The organism is Paenibacillus thiaminolyticus, from assembly GCF_007066085.1.
GTDB lineage: Bacteria > Bacillota > Bacilli > Paenibacillales > Paenibacillaceae > Paenibacillus_B > Paenibacillus_B thiaminolyticus.
The window spans coordinates 4,052,217-4,073,465 of sequence record NZ_CP041405.1; the positions used below are offsets into that span (position 1 = coordinate 4,052,217).

The 21,249-nt window shown below is 56.0% G+C and carries 19 protein-coding genes and 1 tRNA gene; 16 read left to right on the plus strand and 4 right to left on the minus strand.

Features of this window, described 5'->3' with window-relative positions; translation table 11 throughout:
* Positions 1 to 31: 31 nt before the first annotated feature.
* The gene (locus FLT43_RS18075) at positions 32 to 2,383 is read right to left on the minus strand and encodes a helix-turn-helix domain-containing protein (RefSeq protein WP_087440248.1); all 2,352 of its coding nucleotides are present in this window, start codon (positions 2,381 to 2,383) and stop codon (positions 32 to 34) included.
* A gap of 121 nt (positions 2,384 to 2,504) precedes the next feature.
* Here FLT43_RS18075 and FLT43_RS18080 point away from each other — a divergent pair, with 121 nt between their 5' ends.
* Entirely contained in the window at positions 2,505 to 4,424 is a 1,920-nt protein-coding gene (locus FLT43_RS18080) for a heparinase II/III domain-containing protein (protein WP_087440247.1), read from the plus strand.
* Positions 4,425 to 4,653: 229 nt separating this feature from the next.
* On the opposite strand, the gene FLT43_RS18085 is transcribed toward FLT43_RS18080, so the two are convergent.
* The 3 genes from FLT43_RS18085 to FLT43_RS18095 all read right to left on the minus strand — a co-directional run bounded on the left by FLT43_RS18085 (position 4,654) and on the right by FLT43_RS18095 (position 5,500).
* Positions 4,654 to 4,728, minus strand: a tRNA-Arg gene (locus FLT43_RS18085).
* A 113-nt stretch (positions 4,729 to 4,841) separates the two neighbouring features.
* Positions 4,842 to 5,156, minus strand: a complete 315-nt coding sequence (locus FLT43_RS18090; RefSeq protein ID WP_087440246.1) for a DMT family transporter — start codon at positions 5,154 to 5,156, stop codon at positions 4,842 to 4,844.
* Positions 5,156 to 5,500, minus strand: a complete 345-nt coding sequence (locus tag FLT43_RS18095) for a DMT family transporter (protein ID WP_087440245.1) — start codon at positions 5,498 to 5,500, stop codon at positions 5,156 to 5,158. The genes FLT43_RS18090 and FLT43_RS18095 overlap by 1 nt, the downstream gene beginning before the upstream one ends.
* Positions 5,501 to 5,999: 499 nt before the next feature.
* Here FLT43_RS18095 and FLT43_RS18100 point away from each other — a divergent pair, with 499 nt between their 5' ends.
* The 15 genes from FLT43_RS18100 (at position 6,000) to FLT43_RS18170 (ending at position 21,182) form a co-directional block, all read left to right on the plus strand.
* Positions 6,000 to 7,055 (plus strand): sugar-binding transcriptional regulator, encoded by a 1,056-nt coding sequence (locus FLT43_RS18100; RefSeq protein WP_087440244.1) that lies wholly within the window; start codon positions 6,000 to 6,002, stop codon positions 7,053 to 7,055.
* Between the two features lie 31 nt (positions 7,056 to 7,086).
* Entirely contained in the window at positions 7,087 to 8,094 is a 1,008-nt protein-coding gene (gene gap / locus FLT43_RS18105) for a type I glyceraldehyde-3-phosphate dehydrogenase (RefSeq protein WP_174818160.1), read from the plus strand.
* Between the two features lie 469 nt (positions 8,095 to 8,563).
* Complete coding sequence (locus tag FLT43_RS18110; protein WP_087440242.1) at positions 8,564 to 9,745, plus strand: phosphoglycerate kinase; 1,182 nt, start codon at positions 8,564 to 8,566, stop codon at positions 9,743 to 9,745.
* A gap of 60 nt (positions 9,746 to 9,805) precedes the next feature.
* Positions 9,806 to 10,558 carry a triose-phosphate isomerase gene (tpiA, locus tag FLT43_RS18115; RefSeq protein WP_087440241.1) on the plus strand — a complete coding sequence of 251 codons (753 nt, stop codon included), beginning with the start codon at positions 9,806 to 9,808 and terminating at the stop codon, positions 10,556 to 10,558.
* Between the two features lies 1 nt (position 10,559).
* Positions 10,560 to 12,101, plus strand: a complete 1,542-nt coding sequence (gpmI, locus tag FLT43_RS18120; protein WP_087440240.1) for a 2,3-bisphosphoglycerate-independent phosphoglycerate mutase — start codon at positions 10,560 to 10,562, stop codon at positions 12,099 to 12,101.
* A 59-nt stretch (positions 12,102 to 12,160) separates the two neighbouring features.
* Positions 12,161 to 13,447 carry a phosphopyruvate hydratase gene (gene eno / locus FLT43_RS18125; protein WP_087440239.1) on the plus strand — a complete coding sequence of 429 codons (1,287 nt, stop codon included), beginning with the start codon at positions 12,161 to 12,163 and terminating at the stop codon, positions 13,445 to 13,447.
* A gap of 309 nt (positions 13,448 to 13,756) precedes the next feature.
* Positions 13,757 to 14,146 carry a PadR family transcriptional regulator gene (locus tag FLT43_RS18130; RefSeq protein WP_087440238.1) on the plus strand — a complete coding sequence of 130 codons (390 nt, stop codon included), beginning with the start codon at positions 13,757 to 13,759 and terminating at the stop codon, positions 14,144 to 14,146.
* Positions 14,147 to 14,197: 51 nt separating this feature from the next.
* Entirely contained in the window at positions 14,198 to 14,941 is a 744-nt protein-coding gene (locus FLT43_RS18135) for a DUF1700 domain-containing protein (RefSeq protein ID WP_087440237.1), read from the plus strand.
* Positions 14,942 to 15,796 (plus strand): DUF4097 family beta strand repeat-containing protein, encoded by an 855-nt coding sequence (locus FLT43_RS18140; protein ID WP_087440236.1) that lies wholly within the window; start codon positions 14,942 to 14,944, stop codon positions 15,794 to 15,796.
* 144 nt (positions 15,797 to 15,940) lie between these two features.
* Complete coding sequence (pdxK, locus tag FLT43_RS18145) at positions 15,941 to 16,765, plus strand: pyridoxine/pyridoxal/pyridoxamine kinase (RefSeq protein WP_087440235.1); 825 nt, start codon at positions 15,941 to 15,943, stop codon at positions 16,763 to 16,765.
* 176 nt (positions 16,766 to 16,941) lie between these two features.
* Entirely contained in the window at positions 16,942 to 17,178 is a 237-nt protein-coding gene (gene secG / locus FLT43_RS18150; RefSeq protein ID WP_040733900.1) for a preprotein translocase subunit SecG, read from the plus strand.
* Positions 17,179 to 17,514: 336 nt separating this feature from the next.
* Positions 17,515 to 19,794: a ribonuclease R gene (rnr, locus tag FLT43_RS18155; RefSeq protein ID WP_143797155.1), complete on the plus strand. Its 2,280-nt coding sequence runs from the start codon at positions 17,515 to 17,517 to the stop codon at positions 19,792 to 19,794.
* Positions 19,795 to 19,926: 132 nt separating this feature from the next.
* Positions 19,927 to 20,415, plus strand: coding sequence for a hypothetical protein (locus tag FLT43_RS18160; RefSeq protein ID WP_143797156.1), 489 nt, complete (start codon positions 19,927 to 19,929; stop codon positions 20,413 to 20,415).
* Positions 20,416 to 20,675: 260 nt separating this feature from the next.
* On the plus strand, positions 20,676 to 20,876 hold the full coding sequence (locus FLT43_RS18165) for a cold-shock protein (RefSeq protein WP_006678561.1): 201 nt from the start codon (positions 20,676 to 20,678) through the stop codon (positions 20,874 to 20,876).
* Positions 20,877 to 20,960: 84 nt separating this feature from the next.
* Positions 20,961 to 21,182 carry a cold-shock protein gene (locus tag FLT43_RS18170; protein WP_087441476.1) on the plus strand — a complete coding sequence of 74 codons (222 nt, stop codon included), beginning with the start codon at positions 20,961 to 20,963 and terminating at the stop codon, positions 21,180 to 21,182.
* The last annotated feature ends 67 nt before the right edge of the window (positions 21,183 to 21,249 follow it).

Genomic DNA, 21,249 nt, shown 5'->3' on the forward strand with positions numbered 1-21,249 from the left:
CCGTCGCTTCCTCCAGCCACGGCTTACTGCCCTATGGTTGTTCCTGTTCGGCCATCTGCTTGCGGTATTGTCCCGGCGTCGTGCCCGTCGTCTTTTTGAACGTGCGGATGAAGTTCTGCACCGATGTGTAGCGCAGCTTGGCGGCGATATCCTGAATGCGCATATCGGTATGAAGCAGCATGTCCTTCGCCTTCTCAATGCGGTATGTAATGACGTAGTCCACGAAGTTGCAGCCGGTATGCTTCTTGAACAAGCGGCTGACCTGGAAGGTGTTCAGCCCGATGGCGTCAGCGCATTGCTGCAGCGAGATGTCCTGATCATAATGCTCATGAATATAGGCGATGACACGCTCAATCCGTTCCGTATGCTTCGGGTGGGTCTGCTCGTCCAGCAATGTTTTCAGCCGCCCGAACACCTCGGTCAGGAAGAAGGCTTCCACATCGCCGAGCGTCTGCTGGGCGGACAGGGTGCTGAGCAGCATGCGCTGCAGCTCCGGCGCCAACTCCATGGCGTGATGGTGTTCCATGCAGCGCAGCATCGAGCCGAGCAGTTGGGAGAAGAAGCCGTGCACCGAATCAACGGAGAAGATGGCGCCTTCCTTCAGTCCCTCCATCAGGTGGGTGAACTCGGCCCGGGCAGGCTCGAGCTTCGCGGCCTTCAGGCTGTCCAAGATTTTGTACGTCGATTCCGTGATATCCTCCAGCTGGAAGCTGAGCGCCGGGTCCAGCTCATGGATGAAGATCGCTTGATCCTCATGCAGCACGAACCGGTAACGCGAAGCTTGCTCGGCTTGCCGGTAGGCATCGGGCAGTCCGCCGAGTCCTTGGAGCGAGTAGGAGACGGAGAGCGTCACCGTCAGCTGCAAATAGGTCTCGATCGCATGGAGCAGATCGGCGCTCGCCTGCTTCAATTGATCCGGCTCAAGCGGCTCGGAATGGGAGATGAAGAGGGCCAACTGCCCCGGCTTCATCATGAGCGAATACGCTTGGCCGTAGCGTTCCGCCAGCTCCAGCGCCATGTTCTCGACCGCGAAATAAAGCAGGTACTGATCGTCATGCGGGTACTTCGCATGCAGCTTCCAAGGATCGAAGGTCAGCAGCATGATGGCGATGTAGGACGCGCTGCTGCCGTACTGGATGTCTGCCCGCGCCTCATGCTCCTGAATGCTGCCCAGCAAATATTGATGCAACGTGTGCTGCTCCATTTTGTCGCGATAGCGGCTCAGGCTGCTCTCGAGCTGCCGGTTCTCGTAGATCATCGACTTGATCGCGTGATGCACCTGCTCGATCTCATTATCGTTGTCCTGTCCATGCCATTGCTTGGACGAACGGAGCGGCTGGATCGCCTGGGTCAGCTTCCTTACAGGACGGTACAGGCTGGTCGCTGCGCGCAGCGAGAGCAGGGCAGCGATGGCCACGAAGGTTAATGAAATGCCGAGGGTCAATCCTTGCACCCGGTCCGCGCTGCGGTTCAGCTCGTCTTCCGCGATGGCGGAAATGTAATACCAGTCCTGATTCCGGGAGGGCAGGACACTTAGCACGGAGTCCACTCCGTTCAAGCGGGTTCGAATCTCGGCGAGCGGCTCGGCGTTCTTGATCTGCTCCAGGTTGTCGGCGCTTATCATGCGCCCGATCTGGTTCCGATCGGTGTCGAGCATAATCTGGCCCTGACCGTTCACGGCGAACAGGGAGAGGGTGGAGTAGCTGTTTTTCGCTGACATCTGATTGCCGAGCGTGTCGGCGTCAAGGTAAGCGATGATGGCGCCGGAGATGGATTTCCGTTCAGTCGAATCTTCGGCGACGGGCCGGATCAACGTCAAGACGTTCCGGTCAATGCGATGGTTAGCCGGAATGCTGGTGCGAGTATCGATCCAGACGCCTTGCAGCGAGATATGTCTCGCCCGGTCCAGCGCGAGCGGATCGCGGAACTCTTCCTCAGTCAGCAAATGATTGTCCGAGGTCAGGATGCGTTCGGATTGGAAGGAATAGAAATCAAGCTCGACGACATGCTCCATGCCGCTGCGAATATTGACGAGCACATTTTGCAGTTGACGGACAACTTCGGGATGGCGCGGCGACAGCTCTTTCATGGCGAATTGGGCCAGAATGCCGGGATAGGCGCGCTTGTCGGAATACGTATATTGAAGAAGCAGTTCATCTATCTTCTTGATCTGATCGTTCATTTTGCTCTGAGCGTGCTGGAGCAGCGTCGTGTTGTATAGGGTGGCCTGCTCCCGGATGGTGGAGGTCAGGACGTTCGAGATCGTCAGCCCGAGCACGAGCACGGGGATGGTCGCCAACAGAAGCATGGAGATAAGCATCTTTTGTTTATGGCCGACCGGACGCAGCAGATGGGAGAACTTGTGAGTCTTGGCAGCAAGCAAGGGGCGGTGCCTCCTAACATTTTCAAAATGTCGGGGTAAATATGTTCTAGTATAGCATAATTGAAAGCGCTAACGTCTAGATTCGGAAGCAGCATGGCAAAAGAAAAGGAGGCTATGATTTATGCTGACAGATAAGTATCGTCCGGACGTGATCAGATCGGCGCTAGCTCCAATCCCTGTCTATGAACCGGTACCGGCCGCTGCGCGGCGGGACGCTTGGGTGGCGTTGGACGATGGAGTCCGGTCGTTCTGGATTCGCGAGGCAGAGGCTTGTCTCGGCATGGAGTGGCCAGCGCTGCCAGCCACCTTGTATATGGATTATGTCCGGACGGGGAACCGGACCCGGTACCAGGAGCCCTATTTCGCGCGCCGCAAGGCATTGGCCCGTCTCGTACTGGCCGAATGCATGGAATATGAGGGGCGCTTCCTGGATGATATCGTGAACGGTATCTGGGCGATGTGCGAGGAGAGTACCTGGTGCTGGCCGGCTCATCTCAACGGGGTCAGCCGCGTGAAGAGCAAATCGCTTCCCGATATCGATCGGCCGGTCATCGATCTCGGCGCCGGAGAGACGGCAGCCATGCTGGCTTGGTCGTACTATGTGCTCCGAGATGCGCTGGATGACCATTGTCCCCCGCTGGGCAAGCGCCTTCGCCGGGAACTGCAGACGCGCATCCTCGATTCGTACGAGCGGGAGGACGGCTACTGGTGGATGTCGTTCCAGCCGGATCTCCTCATCAACAACTGGAATCCATGGTGCAATGCCAACTGCCTGTCCGTGCTGCTGCTCGCCGAGGAGAAGGCGGAGCGCCGTGCTGCGCTCGTCCACAAGGCGCTTCGCAGCCTCGACCGGTTCATCGCTTCCTATGAAGAGGATGGCGGGTGTGATGAAGGGCCTGCTTATTGGGTGCGGGCCGCCGCTTCGCTGTATGATGCCCTGCAGCTCCTGCATGGCGCCACGGACGGTGCGATTGATGTATTCCATGAGCCGAAAATCCGGAATATGGCCGCTTATATTCTCCATATGCATATCGGCGGGGATGCGTATGTCAACTTCGCCGATTCGGCGGCGAGAATCACCGTGCCTGCCGGCCTGATCGCCCGCTTCGGCCAGGCGGTCGGAGATGCCCGGCTGGAGGCCTTCGGGCGGCATGTCTACCGCCGGCAGGGAGGGCATCGCTATTGGGAGGGCGAGGAGATTCCAAGCCTGCAGCGGATGCTCTTCGACCTGTTCGCGCTTCCGGATATGGAAGGGCCTGCGGCGGAGCCTCCGGCGCTGCCGCTCGACCGCTGGATGCCGGGCGTGGAAGTGATGGTGGCGCGGGAGCGGGGCGACGGCCGCGGCTGGTTCCTGGCCGCGAAGGGCGGCCATAACGACGAGAGCCACAACCATAATGACATCGGCAGCTTCATCGTCTATGCCGATCAATGCCCGTTGTGGATCGACGCTGGCGTCGGCACCTACACGGCGAAGACGTTCAGCCCGGAACGGTATTCGATCTGGACGATGCAGTCCGGATATCACAACGTCCCGACGGTGAACGGGGCAGAGCAAGCGCCTGGGCGCACTTTCCGGTCGGGTGAAGTCCGTCATGAAGCGGAAGACGGCCTATCGCGCCTGACGGTTGACATTGCCCCGGCCTATCCTGCCGCGTCCGGCATTTGCCAATGGACACGTACCTTCACGCTGCTGCGGGAGAAGCCAGGGGGGAGCGGGCAAGGCGAGGGTGGATCCGCTTCCCGCATCATTGTAGAAGAGACGGTGCAGCTGGAGGCGCCGAGCAGCGACGTGGCGCTGAACTGGATGTGCGTCTATGAGCCGCGCTTCGAGTCCGGCCGGATAGTTTTGGTCGACGAAGCCGGGGCCCCGAAGGCCTGCATGTCGTATGACGAGACGCTGTGGAATACCCGGGTGGAGCTGATCGAGCTGGAGGACGAGCGGCTATGTGGCGCATGGGGCGGCACGATCTATCGGGTACGCCTGACGGCAAAGCGGCCGATTCATGAGGACAGCTGGCGGTTTGTGTTCGATAGGCAGTAGGCCGGAGAAACGGGGCTGCATGCAAGAGAAGCCGGATCCAGTGAAGGAATTCGGCCCGGAGATCTAAAAAAAGACGGCCGCTTGGCCGTCTCTCTTTTTACAGCAAAAACGAAAAAACATCCGTCCCCGGCTCCCTATGCGGAAGGAGCGGTTCGAGATGTTCTGAATGTCTGTAGGCTATTCGTTAAAATATGTCGCTTCATATCAAAGGCATCATCAAGATGCTTATTGGCGCGCCCGCAAGGAATCGAACCTTGATCTCAGGCTCCGGAGGCCTACGTCATATCCATTGGACCACGGGCGCACAATCAGAAGACGCAAAATTTATTATAGTGGATAGGCCACCGGAATGCAAGAGTAAAATAAATGAAATGAATAAGACCCGATAAAGACGGGCAGCGAACACCAGAACTACGCTCAGGTTGTCAGGCGGAGTCCGATAATACCGACGACGATCAACGCCAGGAAAAAGAATTGCTTCCGGGTATAGTGCTCCTTGAACCAGAACAAGCTGACGAGCGTAATCCCGACGGCACCGACACCGGCCCAGACCGCATACGCGACCCCGGCAGGGATGACGCTCATCGCGTGGGTCAGCAAATAAATGGAGGCGACGAGCCCGAGCGTGATAATGACAAGCGGCGTCTTCTTCTTGAAGCCATAAGCATACTTCATGGCGACGACCGAAATGATCTCCTCCAGACCGGACAAGATTAAATAAAACCAGGCCATTAGGACTCACTCCCTTCACGGTTCCCGCACTCCTCGCGGTTCGGGGTCGACAGCTTCATGCCGATAATGCCGGTCAGCAGCACGAGCAGGAACGTTATTTGCAACCCGTTGAACGCTTCACCCAGATAGATGCTGGCCACATAGGTGCCGATCGTGCCGATGCCGACGAACACGGTATATGCGATAGCGACGTTCAGCCTCCGATAGGATTGGATAAGCAATAGGTAGCTGACTGTAATGAGTATGATAACGCCGATCCATTCCCATGTCGTTGATGCGTACTTCAGGCCGGAAGCCCACACAATCTCCATTAAGGCGGCGACAAGCACAAGCAGCCAAGCCATAATAAAACCTCCTCTTGTCTTACAATGCCAATGCAGCAGGACATTCATGCGTGAGAATGGTGTGCTGCACGGAACGCGTGATGATGTAACATAATTCTTCTTCCCGGCGGCGCGGTTCATCCAGCCAGCGAATCAAGGATGTGCTTTGCACGCCAGACGAAGTAATGATTGGCCGGAAAACAGGATGACTGACTGTCATTCATTTTACACCACCATTGATTTTTCGTAAAGGCCATTCCCGAATCTATGCGGTTTCCCGGCCGAAGCCGGACTCTTACCTTGTCCAAAAAGAGCTATATATGGGTAAGGATACGATAGCGGAGATATAATCAGCCGTCTGCTGGGCAATACAATGAATAAGTTATTCTTTCCTTGCCCATTATAGAGGCGGGATACTTGCAAGTTGCTCGATTATTCGCTAGAATAATGGTGGGACACAAATCGTTGCGATGGGACGTTTTTGGTCCAATGGTTGGTTACGGAGCAGGAGTGGAGAGAAATGCGTGATTGGTTACAATTACAGAAGCGACTGCTGCCCGAACTCATCGAACTGTTGAAGAAGCGTTACACCATCCTGCATCAGATCATGTTGTCCGACTGTATTGGCAGGAGGACGCTCGCGACGTCATTGCAGATGACCGAGCGCGTGCTGCGGGCGGAGACGGACCTGCTGAAGGCGCAGGGCCTGATCGAGATCGACAGCATGGGCATGCGCATCAGCGAGGAAGGCAGGCAGCTTGTCCGCCAGTTGGAGCCCTTGATGGGCGAACTGCTCGGCATGCGCCATCTGGAGGAGAGCATCCGTCAGGCCTTCGGACTGACTCAGGTCATCGTCGTGCCTGGCGATTCGGATGTGTCGCCTGCCGTGAAGGATGAATTGGGCACGGCAGTATGCAGCGCTCTCAGCAGCGTCATGGGCAAGGAAGATGTTGTCGCGGTGACCGGCGGCTCCACATTGGCTGCGGTGGCAGATCAATTGACGAGCGCCACACCATGGAAGGGCAACTGGTTCGTACCGGCCCGAGGGGGATTGGGAGAGAGTCTGGAATACCAGGCGAATACGATTGCCTCGACGATGGCTAAGCGCGTAGGAGCTCAATACCGACTGCTTCATGTACCCGATCAATTGAGCGAAGAAGCGTACCAATCGTTGAAGCAAGAGCCCAATATTCAGGAGATTCTGCGGGTTATCCGGCAAGCGCGCATCGTCGTGCACGGCATCGGAGACGCCCAAGTGATGGCTGCGCGCCGGAAGGTAGACGAAGCCACACGGGAAGAATTGAAGCGCAAGAGAGCTGTCGCCGAAGCGCTAGGGTATTACTTCGACCGGGATGGCCGCGTCGTACATACGATGTTGTCTCTGGGCTTGCGCCTGGAGGACATTACGCGTACCGAAGTGGTAATCGCCGTCGCAGGCGGGAAGAGCAAGGGCGAAGCCATTGCAGCCGTGCTGCGCCACGGGCATGAAGACATTCTGGTCATTGATGAAGCGGCAGCGGTTGAAGTATTGAAGCATAGTGGTCTCGATGTGCCTACGGGCCGTCTTGAGCAATAAAAATCAATCTACTTAGGAAATGGGAGGAATCATCATGGTGAAAGTGGGTATTAACGGCTTTGGTCGAATTGGTCGTAACGTGTTCCGTGCAGCTCTGGGCAATCCGGAAGTCGAAATTGTCGCAATCAACGATCTGACAGACGTCAAAACTCTGGCTCATCTGTTGAAATATGACACGACTCACGGCAAACTGGACGCTACGGTAGAAGCCAAAGAAGGCGCGCTCATCGTTAACGGCAAAGAAGTGAAAGTCTTCGCTGAGCGCAACCCTGAGAACCTGCCATGGGGCGCTAACGGCGTTGAAATCGTTGTTGAATCGACAGGTATCTTCACAGCGAAAGACAAAGCTGAAATGCACTTGAAAGGCGGCGCGAAGAAAGTTATCATCTCCGCACCTGCTACGAACGAAGATATCACGATCGTTATGGGCGTTAACGAAGATAAATACGATGCTGCTAACCACACCATCATTTCGAACGCTTCCTGCACAACGAACTGCTTGGCTCCATTCGCGAAAGTGTTGAACGACAAGTTCGGCATCGTGAAAGGCATGATGACGACCGTTCACTCTTACACCAATGACCAAAACGTTCTTGACCTGCCGCACAAAGACATGCGTCGTGCTCGCGCAGCTGCTGAGAACATCATTCCTTCCACTACAGGCGCTGCAAAAGCGGTTAGCTTGGTATTGCCTGAGCTGAAAGGCAAATTGAACGGTATGGCTATGCGTGTTCCTACGCCTAACGTATCCGTAACGGACCTGGTCGTTGAACTGTCCAAAAACGTAACGGTTGAAGAAGTAAACGGTGCCCTCAAAGAAGCGGCTAACGGCCCGCTGAAAGGCATCATGAACTATTCCGAAGAGCCGCTCGTATCCAGCGACTACAACAGCGACCCAGCTTCCTCCACAATCGACGCGCTGTCGACGATGGTTGTAGGCGACAATATGGTAAAAGTCGTATCTTGGTATGACAACGAGTGGGGCTACTCCAACCGCGTTGTTGACTTGGTAGCTTTTATCGCTAAAAAAGGCCTGTAATCGCATAGCATTGACAATCAAAGAGGAGTAACCGCAAAGGGCTCCTCTTTGATCCATGCATACGTGCGCGTACGGCATATCGAGAACCTGACCGAATAGATACAAGTACGAATAGAGAAGCCGGGCATGAACGTACTGATCCGGCGCCGAACGATAGATAGAGACGCTCCTGCCGGGTCCAACCGTGGACTGGGAGCAGGGCGGCAGGGCTGGAGAGAGCCCGTGAACGATTCCGTAAGGAATACGAACCGAACCGTACAAGATATAAAATAGATAGAGCCCGATTAGACTTAGAAAGAGCGGCAACAAAAGATATAGAGAACAAATACAGAACGAATAGAGAGCGAATACAGAGCGAAGCTGCCGCGGCAGCACCGCATACCGGACAGAGAACAGAACCGTATGGAGCCGATGAACGCAAGCTTCTCGAAGAGAGGCCCGTTCATGCGAGTGATAGGAGGAACGCGAGATGAACAAGAAAAGCGTGCGTGACATCGACGTAAAAGGCAAGCGCGTATTTGTGCGGGTAGACTTCAACGTGCCGTTGGAAGACGGCAAGATTACCGATGATACCCGGATTCGCGAGACATTGCCTACGATTCAGTATTTGGCCGAGCAAGGCGCCAAGATTATTTTGGCGAGCCACCTGGGACGTCCGAAAGGCGAGGTGGTCGAGTCGATGCGCCTGACGCCTGCGGCGAACCGCCTGAGCGAGCTGCTCGGCAAGCCGGTCAAGAAGCTGGACGAATCGATCGGCGAGCAAGTGCAAGCGGAGATCAACCGCATGAACGACGGCGACATTGTCGTATTGGAGAACGTCCGCTTCCACAAAGGCGAAGAGAAGAACGATCCGGAACTGGCGAAGGCGTTCGCAGCGCTTGCGGACGTGTATGTGAACGACGCTTTCGGTGCAGCGCACCGGGCGCATGCTTCGACCGAAGGCATCGCGCATCATCTGCCAGCCGTATCCGGTCTGCTGATGGAGAAGGAATTGTCGGTGTTGGGCAAAGCGTTGTCCAATCCGGAACGTCCGTTCACTTCGATTATCGGCGGCTCCAAAGTCAAAGACAAAATCGACGTCATCAACAAAATGCTGGAAATCTCGGACAACGTCATTATCGGCGGAGGTCTGGCTTACACATTCTTCAAGGCGCAAGGCTACGAGATTGGCCAATCGCTGTGCGACAACGAGAAGCTGGATGTCGCGCTTGGCTTCATCGAGAAGGCGAAGCAGCTCGGCAAGAATTTCTACCTGCCGGTCGATATCGTCGTATCGGATGATTTCAGCGCCGATGCCAACACGAAGATCGTCGCTATCGACGAGATCCCGGCGGATTGGGAAGGTATCGACATCGGACCGAAGACGCGTGAGATCTATGCGGATGTCATCAAGAACTCCAAGTTGATCGTATGGAACGGACCAATGGGCGTGTTCGAGATTGAACCGTTCTCTCACGGAACGCGCGCGGTCGCTCAGGCTTGCGCAGAGACCGAAGGATATACGGTCATCGGCGGCGGCGACTCCGCGGCAGCGGTAGAGAAGTTCCATCTGAAAGACAAGATGGATCATATCTCGACTGGCGGCGGCGCGTCCCTCGAATTCATGGAAGGCAAGCAGTTGCCTGGCGTAGTGGCATTGAACGATAAGTAAGGAAGTGAAGCGGCAGCGGCGATCCCGCCGCTTCTGCTGTGCAGAAGGAGTTGAGCTTGCGTGAGACAACCGATTATTGCAGGGAACTGGAAAATGTTCAAAACGGTCCCGGAAGCCGTCGCTTTCATTCAAGACGTGAAAGGGAAGGCGGAAGTAGAAGGCGTAGAAAGCGTCATCTGCGCACCGTTCACGAACTTGCCGGCTTTGGTAGAAGCAGCGAAGGGCACATCCATCAAGATTGGCGCGCAGAACCTTCATTTTGAGGATTCCGGCGCATTCACCGGGGAGATCAGCGGTGCGATGCTGAAAGACCTCGGCGTAGATTATGTCATTATCGGTCACTCCGAGCGCCGCGCGTACTTCGCGGAGACGGACGAGATCGTGAATAAGAAGATGCATGCCGCGTTCCGGCATGGCCTGACGCCTATCGTCTGCGTCGGCGAGTCGCTGGAAGAGCGCGAAGCCGGCAAGACGAACGACGTGTGCAAAGTGCAGACGGAAGCGGCGTTCCAAGGTCTGTCCGCGGAGCAGGCGAAGACTGTCGTCATCGCTTATGAGCCAATCTGGGCGATCGGCACGGGCAAATCTTCGACGGCTCAAGATGCAAATGACTCGATCAGCTACATCCGCAGCGTCGTCGCCGGCTTGTACAATGAGGAAGTGGCGCAAGCGGTCCGCATTCAGTACGGCGGAAGCGTGAAGCCAGAGAATGTTCGCGAATATATGGGAGCGAGCGATATTGACGGCGCATTGGTAGGCGGCGCCAGCTTGCAGCCGGGTTCGTACATTCAACTGGTGGAAGGGGCGAAGTAAGATGTCTGCACCTAGACCTGTAGCTCTGATTATTATGGACGGCTTCGGACTGCGCAACGTGACGGAAGGCAATGCAGTCGCGCAGGCGAAGAAGCCGAATTACGATCGTTATATGAATACGTACCCGCATACGACCCTAACCGCCTGCGGTGAAGCGGTCGGTCTGCCGGAAGGCCAGATGGGCAACTCCGAAGTGGGCCATCTGAACATCGGTGCAGGCCGTATCGTCTATCAAGATCTGACCCGGATTACGAAATCGATTCGCGAAGGGGAGTTCTTCGAGAACGAGACGCTGCTCGGGGCCGTCAATCATGCGAAAGCGAACGATACCGCGCTTCATCTGTACGGCCTGCTGTCGGACGGCGGCGTGCACAGTCATATCAACCATACGCTCGCTATGCTGGAAATGGCTGCGAAGGCCGGCTTGACGAAGGTCTATGTTCATGCCTTCCTCGATGGCCGCGACGTCGCGCCGGACAGTGCGATCGGTTATATCGAGCGCCTGCAGGCCAAAATCGACGAGCTTGGCGTCGGCCGCATCGCAACGGTGCAAGGCCGTTACTATGCGATGGACCGCGACAAGCGCTGGGAGCGGACGGAGAAGTCGTACCGTGCGATGGTATACGGCGACGGGCCGAGATACCGCGATCCGCTGCAAGCGGTGAAGGAATCGTACGAGCAGTCGGTATTTGACGAATTCGTCATGCCGACGGTTATCGTCGACGAGAACAATGAACCGGTCGGCCTCGTGCGCGACAACGACGCGGTCGTGTTCTCGAACTTCCGTCCGGACCGGGCGATTCAATTGTCTCAGGTGTTCACGAACGAGGATTTCCGCGGCTTCGACCGGGGAGACCAATGCCCGAAAAACCTGTACTTCGTCTGCTTGACGTTGTTCGCGGAGACCGTCGGGGGATTCGTGGCGTACAAGCCGAAGGAGCTTGATAACACGCTTGGCGAAGTGCTTGTCCAGCAGGGCAAGAAGCAGCTTCGCATCGCCGAGACGGAGAAGTATCCGCACGTGACGTTCTTCTTCAGCGGCGGCCGCGACGTCGAGCTTCCGGGCGAGAAGCGCGTTCTGATCGCTTCGCCTAAGGTCGCGACCTACGACCTGAAGCCGGAAATGAGCGCGTATGAGGTGGCGGAAGCGGCTGTGCGCGAGATTGAATCGGATGTGCATGACACGATCATTCTCAACTTCGCCAACCCGGACATGGTCGGGCACAGCGGCAAGCTGGAGCCAACGATCAAGGCGGTCGAGGCGACGGATGAATGCATGGGCCGCGTCGTCGAAGCGGTACTGGCTAAGGGCGGTGTCTGCCTCATTACGGCGGATCACGGCAATGCCGATATGGTGTTCGACGAAGAAGGCCGTCCATTCACGGCGCATACGACGAATCCGGTGCCGTTCATCGTCACCGCGAAGGACGTCGAGCTGCGCGAAGGCGGCATCCTGGCCGACATCGCGCCGACGATTCTCGATCTGATGCAGCTGCCGAAGCCGGAAGAAATGACTGGGACTTCGTTAATTGACAAGAAATAATCAATACAGCTATTGTGAAAGCTAAGAAGATGAATGAATGACAAAGGAGATGTATCCCCATGACGATGATTATGGACGTATACGCACGCGAAGTGCTTGATTCCCGCGGCAACCCTACAGTAGAAGTCGAAGTAAAGCTTGAGTCCGGCGGCTTCGGCCATGCGATCGTGCCATCCGGCGCATCGACTGGCGCGCATGAAGCGGTTGAGCTTCGCGACGGCGACAAAGGCCGTTACCTCGGCAAAGGCGTGGAAAACGCCGTGAAAAACGTAAACGAAATTATCGCTCCTGAAATTATCGGCATGGACGCGCTGGATCAAGTCTTGATCGACCGCACCATGATCGAACTGGACGGCACGCCGAACAAAGGCAAGCTGGGCGCTAACGCGATCCTGGCGGTATCGATGGCGGTAGCCCGCGCTGCGGCGCATGCGCTTGATATGCCTCTCTACACTTACCTGGGCGGATTCAACGCGAAGCAGCTGCCTGTGCCGATGATGAACATCATCAATGGCGGCGAGCATGCGGACAACAACGTAGACGTGCAAGAGTTCATGATTCTGCCTGTTGGCGCTCCTAACTTCAAAGAAGCGCTTCGCATGGGTGCGGAAATTTTCCATAACCTGAAATCGGTATTGAAATCCAAAGGCCTGAACACTGCAGTAGGTGACGAAGGCGGCTTCGCGCCGAACCTCGGTTCGAACGAAGAAGCTATCCAAATCATCATCGAAGCCATCGAAAAAGCAGGCTACAAACCAGGCGAAGAAGTATTCCTGGGTATGGACGTCGCTTCCACCGAGTTCTACAAAGACGGCAAATACACGTTGGCTGGCGAAGGCAAATCCTTCACATCCGCTGAATTCGTTGACTTGCTCGCTTCTTGGGTAGACAAATATCCTATCCTCACGATCGAAGACGGCTGCTCCGAAGACGATTGGGATGGTTGGAAATTGCTCACTGACAAGCTGGGCGGCAAAGTGCAGCTTGTCGGCGACGACCTGTTCGTAACGAACACCGAGCGTCTGGCTACCGGTATTGAAAAAGGCATCGGCAACTCCATCTTGATCAAAGTGAACCAAATCGGTACGCTTACCGAAACGTTCGATGCGATCGAAATGGCGAAGCGTGCAGGCTACACAGCGGTTATCTCTCACCGTTCCGGCGAATCCGAAGACAGCACGATTGCCGACATCGCTGTGGCAACGAACGCTGGTCAAATCAAAACGGGCGCACCTTCCCGTACGGACCGCGTAGCGAAGTACAACCAATTGCTCCGCATCGAGGACAACCTGGGCACAACTTCCCGCTACGACGGCCTGAAGTCGTTCTACAACCTGAAAAAATAAGACGAGCCGAAACAAACGGTACGTCTAAGCGAGCCGGACTCCTGAGGGGTCCGGTTTTTTATTGTGAATTAAGGGGTAAAGCCGCCCGAAATGATAGGGTGCTGCTCTTGATTCTGCTCTAAAGTTGTCCTAAAAAACGAAAGTTCAGGCATAAGCTGGACCTGGGTCTAGTTTTTCCATTTGCCTCTTGCGGTGAGGGTTGCGGTCTGGATATAATGTATATCAGCTACTATTCAATGAACAATACTGAATGTTGATTATAACATAGAGTAGTGCCAGAGTATTGCGATATAAGGCAGGTGGACGATATTGAAGGAAATTATTCAGTTCAAAAAAGGCGTGCTCGGCTTGTGCGTGATGGTGCTGATCAATCAGCGCGATCGGTACGGCTTCGAGCTCGCGCAGCAAATATCGAAGCATGTAGAGGTAGCGGAAGGGGCGCTCTACCCCGTACTTCGCCGCATGGTCGCGGATGGGCACTGCACGACCTACCTGCAGGAGTCCACGGAAGGACCGCCGCGCAAATATTATAAGCTGACCCCTGCCGGCAAGGCGTACATGATGGAGCTGGTCAGCGAATGGGAGAAGTTCGTCGACGGCGTGCAAAGGCTATTGGACACGGCTGCCGATGGAGACCAGGAGCCGGATAACGAAGACAACGGCGAGGCCGTTCGCGCAGAGGCGGAAGGGAATGTTTGATTGTTTCGGTCTAAGAAGGTAGAACATTTTTGATTGCAGGGGTGAGAAAGAGTGCATAAAGAGTATTTTTTATTAAAGCTGAAGTATGGATTGATGTCGCTCCCGGCTGAAGATAGAGATGAGATTTTAGCGGAATACAGCGCCCATTTCGCATTCGGCGAGCAGCAAGGGCGGACGGAAGAAGAGATTGCGAGGGAACTCGGCGATCCGGAAGAACTGGCGGTCGAGCTGCTGGGTGCCCGGGATGAGGAGGACTCTGGAGGGAACGAAGGCTTGGCAGACCAGCCTGCGGGCTTCTACCGGCCTGATATGCACTGGGGTCCGGACATGCAGGGGGCAGGCTACGGCCCGCATGGCGGGCAGCATGATGTGCCGCATGGAACACCGCACGGAACGTCACACGGGACACCGCACGGAACGCCGCATGGAACACCGCCTATGCCGCCGCCGATGTATGATATGCCTTACAGGGACGGGTATGGCCCTCCACCGAGAAGCGCGATCAGCATTATCGGCGCTATCTTCTCTTGTTTTTTCGCGGTTCCGCTGCTTATCGCCGGATGGGGATTATGCGTTAGCCTGGCTTGCGCTGCATTCGTTCTGTTGATTGCTCCGCTGCTGTATTTGTTGAAGCTGGCCTTCGGGGGAACCTTCTACGGAGCGGAAATGTCCATCATGTTCATCATGTTCGGCATCGGGATTTTCATGATTCAGGGCATTGGTATGTTGTTCCGCGCCTATGGCCGCCTGAATCGAATTTATTTCCAATGGGTTGCAGGAAGGGAGAGAAGATAGATGAATAAGTTCATTATGAACATGGTCGGAATAGGCTGCATTGCCGCCGGAGTATTAGGTTTATTTGCATTCGGGACCGAGACGTTAACTACTTCCCAACTCCCGCATTATGAATATACGATCGAAGCCGGAACGGATTTGAGGCGGATCGAGCTGGAAGGCGACCGCGGCGATATTCAGGTCAATTGGATGTTCGACGGGGGGAACACCATCGAGATCAACGGGCAGGCTCCGGATAAGGTGATATCCAACCTGAGCGAGGCGAAGGTGAGCAATGGAACGCTGGTGCTCGACTATCGAACCAGAGAACCGGAGCGATGGATTAATTTCGGCATCAACACGCAAAGTCAGAAGCATGAAATCACGATTCATGCGACGGAGACCCAGGTACTGGAGCGTCTGAAGGCTAATGTGGCCATGGGAACATTTACAATCTCCGGCGGCAGGGTAGATGAACTGGAGGCGAACAGCAATCTCGGGGGAGTCATTGTGAAGCAGCTGCAGGGGAAACGAGTGAAGCTCTCCTCGGACGCCGGCTCGGTGCTGGCGGAGGACGTGGATGCGGTGATCGATGCCAGTTCCTCTCTCGGCCAGGTCAAGCTGCTGCGTACGACCCAATCCGTCACGGCCAAGGCAGATGCCGGCAGTATCGTCATCGATCAGAAGGAACCGCATCCGATAACGGCCAGCAGCAATCTTGGCAGCATCAAAATATCGGTATCGCCTCAATTCGACGGCGTGTATGATCTGCGCACGAATCTGGGAGATATCGACGCGCCGGATTCGAAAATGAAAAGCGATATGGTGATTCGGGCCAGAGCGGATCTTGGGGAGATTACCATTGTCGAAAAATAGCTTGTGATCTCGGGAGATGTGATTATAATCGGTTATAAGCGAATGTTCAAGGCGTCGGCGGCCGGCTGCGGTTAAAAGACGATTTTTTGAACAACCACTATAATGAATTCATTTTAACTTTGCGGCATGAAAAGGGGCAATACGATGAAACCGATTCAGAAAGTACTCACATTGGCAGGCTCTGATTCCAGCGGGGGCGCAGGCATTCAAGCCGATTTGAAGACGTTCCAGGAACGCGGTGTATACGGCATGACCGCGCTTACGACGATTGTGACGATGGACCCGGACGACTCTTGGGCGCACCGCGTCTTCCCGATCGAGCTGTCGACAATAGAAGAACAGTTGAAGACGATCCTGAGCGTAGGCATTCAAGGCATGAAGACGGGAATGCTGGGTTCGATTGATATCATTGAATTGGCTGCGCGGACGATGGAGAAGCATCACATTCCGAATGTGGTCGTAGACCCGGTCATGGTCTGCAAAGGAGCGGATGAAGCTCTGCATCCGGAGACGAATGACGCGCTGCGTGACATTCTTGTTCCGAAGGCGACTGTCGTTACGCCGAATCTGTTCGAAGCCTCGCAATTGGCAGGCATGGCTCCGATCCGTTCGCTGGACGAGATGAAGCAGGCGGCGGCTCTGATCCATGAGAAAGGCGCCAAGTATGTGCTCGTGAAGGGCGGCTCCAAAATTGGCCTGCCGACCTCGGTCGATGTGCTCTATGATGGAGCGGACTTCGAGCTGCTGGAGGCGGAAGTCATCGACACCACCTTCACGCACGGCGCAGGCTGCACGTATTCGGCCGCGATTGCCGCCGAGCTGGCGAAGGGCCATTCGGTGCGCGACAGTGTCCATACGGCGAAGCGGTTCATTACGGAAGCGATCCGCCATTCGTTCCGCCTGAACCAGTATGTCGGACCGGTTCGGCATAATGCGCTGCGCCAGGTCCAGCACGGCGAGCAGGAGTAAGGGAAGTGGGACTGCGGACATCCGGAAACGGGCCAGCCTTCGGGAAGGCTCGTTCAACTTTTTAGCGGCAGCCGGGCGAGGTCCTTGCCTAATGGATAGTCCTGTGCTACAATAATATTGCTGTTTTCATGCAGCTGAACGTTTTCGAAGGTGTTATCGCATTGGAGGTGGAAGTTGTGGAAATTTTCTTGAAAATATTGCTCGTCATCTTTTCAATCGGATTAATTGGCATAGTCCTGCTGCAAAAAGGGAAAAGTGCCGGCCTGTCAGGCGCCATCTCCGGCGGTGCGGAACATCTCTTCGGAAAGCAAAAGGCGCGTGGTTTGGAGCTGTTCATGCAGCGTGCAACCATCGTAACGGCTGCAGGCTTTATGATTGTATCGATGATTGTGGCTTATTTGGGAACGAAATAAGGAAATGAGCAAGCGGGGACAGACGTCTCCGCTTTTTTGCTGTTTGTATGCCGGTCTGTGAGGGGACGGCTTGAACGGGGTTGCGTTAGGCAGGTGGCGAACGGACGGCTCAGGTCCGGAACGGCAAAAACTGCATGGCACAATTTCCGCCTCTCCGGGAAGACTGGGTACTAAGCCTTCTTCTGTAACCAGAGGAGCGGCGTTTGAATCTGCTGAGAACAACCGAATGGAAGGAATGCCGCGACCGCTGATGTTTTCGCATTTATTACGTGTATACGGGGGTATATATTGGTATACTGTTACAAGCAAGGTCAGGGCGAGGTGTGAGGTGAGGACATGATAACGGAACAACAGTTGTTGGATTTTATGCGCGAAACCGCTTATAAGCCGATGACCTATCAAGAGCTGGAGCAGCATTTCGATATTCAGGATGCTGCCAATTTCAAAGTATTTCTTGCAATGCTAACCCGACTGGAGGAAGAAGGCCAGATTCTTCGTACCCGGTCGGATTGTTATGGCGTTCCCGAGCGAATGAACCTGCTGCGCGGACGGTTGCAGGCGCATGCGAAGGGGTTTGGATTTCTGATACCGGATGAAACGGGACATCCCGATGTATACATTCATGCCAACGATATGAAGACGGCGATGCACGGCGATATCGTGCTCGTCCGCATCACCAGCAAGGGAACGGACGGAACTCGGATGGAAGGCGCGGTCGTCCGCGTCGTCAAGCGTGCGGTGGAACAGATTGTGGGCATTTTTGAAAATCATGAATCGTACGGCTTCGTTATTCCGGATGACAAGCGCATTAACCGGGATATTTTCGTCGCGCGCGAGCATATGCATGGCGCGGTTACGGGGCAGAAGGTGGTCGTCCGCATCATCGTCTATCCGGAAGGGCGTGCGGCGGCGCAGGGCGAAGTCATCGAGGTGCTCGGGCATAAGGATGATCCCGGCGTCGATATTTTGTCGATTATCCGCAAGCATCAGCTTCCGGAGGCTTTCCCGGCCGAGGTGATGGCCGAAGCGGAGGCGGTGCCGGATGCGATTAGCGAAGAGGAGATCGTCAGCCAGGGGCGCCGGGATCTGCGCGGCCGGACGATCGTGACGATCGATGGGGAGGATGCGAAGGATCTCGACGATGCGGTCCATGTGGTGAAGCTGCCGAACGGCCACTATGAGCTCGGGGTTCACATTGCCGATGTCGGCTATTATGTGCCGGAAGGCTCGGAGCTGGACCGGGAAGCGTATGCGCGCGGCTGCAGTGTGTACTTGGTGGATCGGGTCATCCCGATGCTGCCGCACCGGTTGTCGAACGGCATCTGCTCGCTTCATCCGCAAGTCGATCGGCTGACGCTGTCCTGCGTCATGGAGTTCGATGAGAAGATGAGGCCGGTCCGCCATGATATCTTCCCAAGCGTGATCCGGACGGTGGAGCGGATGACGTATACGAATGTGCGCAAAATCGTCGAAGGCGAGGATCCGGAGGTCATTGCGCGCTATGCGGAGTTGGAGGACTTCTTCCTGCTCATGAAGGAGCTGGCTCTGAAGCTGCGCAAACGGCGCATGCAGCGCGGAGCGATTGATTTCGACTTCGAGGAGTCGAAGGTAATCGTGGATGAGCAGGGCAAGCCTGTCGATATCGTGAAGCGGGAGCGCTCGATCGCGGAGCAGATTATCGAGGAATTCATGCTGGCGGCGAACGAGACGGTGGCGGAGCATTTCCATTGGCTGCGCGTGCCGTTCCTGTACCGGATTCACGAGGAGCCGAACGCGGAGAAGCTGTTCCACTTCATGGCGTTCGCGGCCAACTTCGGCTATGTCGTGCGCGGCAAGGGCAATTCGGTTCATCCGCGCTCGTTGCAGACGCTGCTGGAGGAGATTGAAGGCACGCGCGAGCAGACGGTGATCAGCACGATGATGCTGCGGTCCATGAAGCAGGCGAAGTATGATGCCGAGAGCACCGGCCACTTCGGACTGGCAGCCGAGTTCTATTCGCACTTCACATCGCCGATCCGTCGTTACCCGGATCTCGTCATTCACCGCGTCATCCGTGAGGTGATCCAGAACGGCGGGACGCTGTCCGAGAAGCGGCAGGAGTATTTGCAGACGCGCATGCCTGACATTGCGCTGCAATCGTCGGCGCGCGAGCGGGTGGCGGTGGATGCCGAACGGGATACGGAGGCGCTCAAGAAGGCCGAGTTCATGCTCGACAAAATTGGCGAGGAATTCGACGGCATCATTAGCAGCGTGACGAGCTTCGGCATGTTCGTCGAGTTGGACAACACGGTGGAAGGGCTTATCCGGCTGAGCGATCTGACGGATGATTATTACCATTTCCACGAGCAGCATATGCTGCTGGTCGGGGAGCGCACGTCGAACATTTTCCGTATTGGCGACGAGGTGCGGATCCGGGTAGGCCGGGTCAATCTGGAGGACTACACGATTGATTTTGAACTCGTGAGCAGCTCGCCGCGGTATAGCGACCGGGATGTTCGCGAGTTCGGGCTGGACCTGCGCAAGCGCAGCCGCGGGGGCAAAGGCGCCGAGCGCAGCGGCGACGCGGCGCGGGCCGGGGCGGCGAGCGCGGCGGGAACCGCGCTGCCCGGGCGATGAGCGCGGCGGCGGCAATGGGCGCCGCGGGCGGCAGGGCGGCCCGGCGCGCGCGGAGGCTGCGCCGCAGTCAGGGCGCGGCGGCGGGCTAACGCCGGAGCGCAGCCGGCGGGTTCGCCGGGAGCTGACGCGAGCGTGGAGGAATTGGCCGAGTCGTTCGAGGGCGACTGGTACAATCAGGCCGAGTTCCGCGAGCGGCAGGGCCGACGAGGCCGCGGCCGGCGCGGGAACGAGCCGCAGGTGAACCCGTATGAGCGCAGTTCCGGCAAGCGGGCGCGCGGCAAGGGCGGCATTCGCCTCGGCGAGGACAGAAGCGGCAAGGCGGTGAAGGCCGGTTCGCCTGCGGATGGCGAGAACTGGGTCGAAGAGCTGATCGAGCATGCCGAAGCGGAAGCGAAGGAGACACAGCGGCACTTCGACTTCGGCTCCGGACGCGGCGGATACGGCCGGCGCAGCAGCGATGCGCCGAGCGGCGGCGGGAAGAAGGGCCGCAAGAGCACGTCCGAGAGCGGCATTTTCATCGGCGAGCCTGCCGCCCGGGCGCGGAAGCAAGCGGGTCAGACCGCGCGCAAGAAGCGGAAGGCAAGCAGCCAGACGGCGAAGTTCGTGCGCAAGAAGCGGTAAGGCATGTAACGGCCGGGCGGCCCTTCGGGGCCGCTCCTTCGGCCGAGCATCCAAATTCCCCTTCTGCTGAAAGACTTTTCTAAATTCATTTGCTATTTATAATCGAATATGTTATACTGACCTTGTTGTTAAATTTGAACCGCTATTCACATATTGAAAAGGGTATCATTTTACACAATGGAACTTTTTTCAATATGTGAATTTTTTTATATCTGATGTAAAAAATGGATCATATTCATTTAATTTTTGGAGGTTTATCCATGCAAACAGGTACAGTAAAATGGTTTAACGCAGAAAAAGGCTTCGGCTTCATCGAAGTCGAAGGCGGCAGTGACGTATTCGTACACTTCAGCGCAATCAATGGTGACGGCTTCAAGTCCTTGGACGAAGGCCAACGCGTACAATTCGATGTGGTACAAGGCAACCGCGGACCACAAGCGGAAAACGTAACCAAGCTGTAAGTAAAAGCCAAGCCGGACTGCTCTGAACGTACGTGAGGGGCAGTTCTTTCTTTTGGTCCGATTATCAAAAGGAGGGGTATCAAGATGAATTATCGCAAGAAGCCAGTAGAGGAAATTCCAGTGGAGAACACGGCAATCTGGTCGTGCACGAATGAGGACTGCAACGGCTGGATGCGGGACAATTTTGCCTTCGATCTGGAGCCGACTTGTCCGATGTGCTCCTCTGCCATGGCACGTGATATGAAAATGCTGCCTTTGCTTGTCAATACGAACGGCGATTCCAAGTCGAAGAAATCAGACGAGTAGCCGCGCTATCCTCCTCTGTCATATCAAGAAGCTGACTGACGGTGGGCTTCTTGTACAGCAGGGGATG

Coding starts and splice junctions, on each gene's coding strand:
- rnr (WP_143797155.1), top strand. CDS start 17,515: ATGATAACGGAACAACAGTTGTTGGATTTTATGCGCGAAACCGCTTAT.
- FLT43_RS18080 (WP_087440247.1), top strand. CDS start 2,505: ATGCTGACAGATAAGTATCGTCCGGACGTGATCAGATCGGCGCTAGCT.
- FLT43_RS18095 (WP_087440245.1), bottom strand. CDS start 5,500: ATGGCTTGGCTGCTTGTGCTTGTCGCCGCCTTAATGGAGATTGTGTGG.
- FLT43_RS18110 (WP_087440242.1), top strand. CDS start 8,564: ATGAACAAGAAAAGCGTGCGTGACATCGACGTAAAAGGCAAGCGCGTA.
- FLT43_RS18165 (WP_006678561.1), top strand. CDS start 20,676: ATGCAAACAGGTACAGTAAAATGGTTTAACGCAGAAAAAGGCTTCGGC.
- FLT43_RS18100 (WP_087440244.1), top strand. CDS start 6,000: ATGCGTGATTGGTTACAATTACAGAAGCGACTGCTGCCCGAACTCATC.
- gpmI (WP_087440240.1), top strand. CDS start 10,560: ATGTCTGCACCTAGACCTGTAGCTCTGATTATTATGGACGGCTTCGGA.
- eno (WP_087440239.1), top strand. CDS start 12,161: ATGACGATGATTATGGACGTATACGCACGCGAAGTGCTTGATTCCCGC.
- FLT43_RS18170 (WP_087441476.1), top strand. CDS start 20,961: ATGAATTATCGCAAGAAGCCAGTAGAGGAAATTCCAGTGGAGAACACG.
- pdxK (WP_087440235.1), top strand. CDS start 15,941: ATGAAACCGATTCAGAAAGTACTCACATTGGCAGGCTCTGATTCCAGC.
- FLT43_RS18090 (WP_087440246.1), bottom strand. CDS start 5,156: ATGGCCTGGTTTTATTTAATCTTGTCCGGTCTGGAGGAGATCATTTCG.
- FLT43_RS18140 (WP_087440236.1), top strand. CDS start 14,942: ATGAATAAGTTCATTATGAACATGGTCGGAATAGGCTGCATTGCCGCC.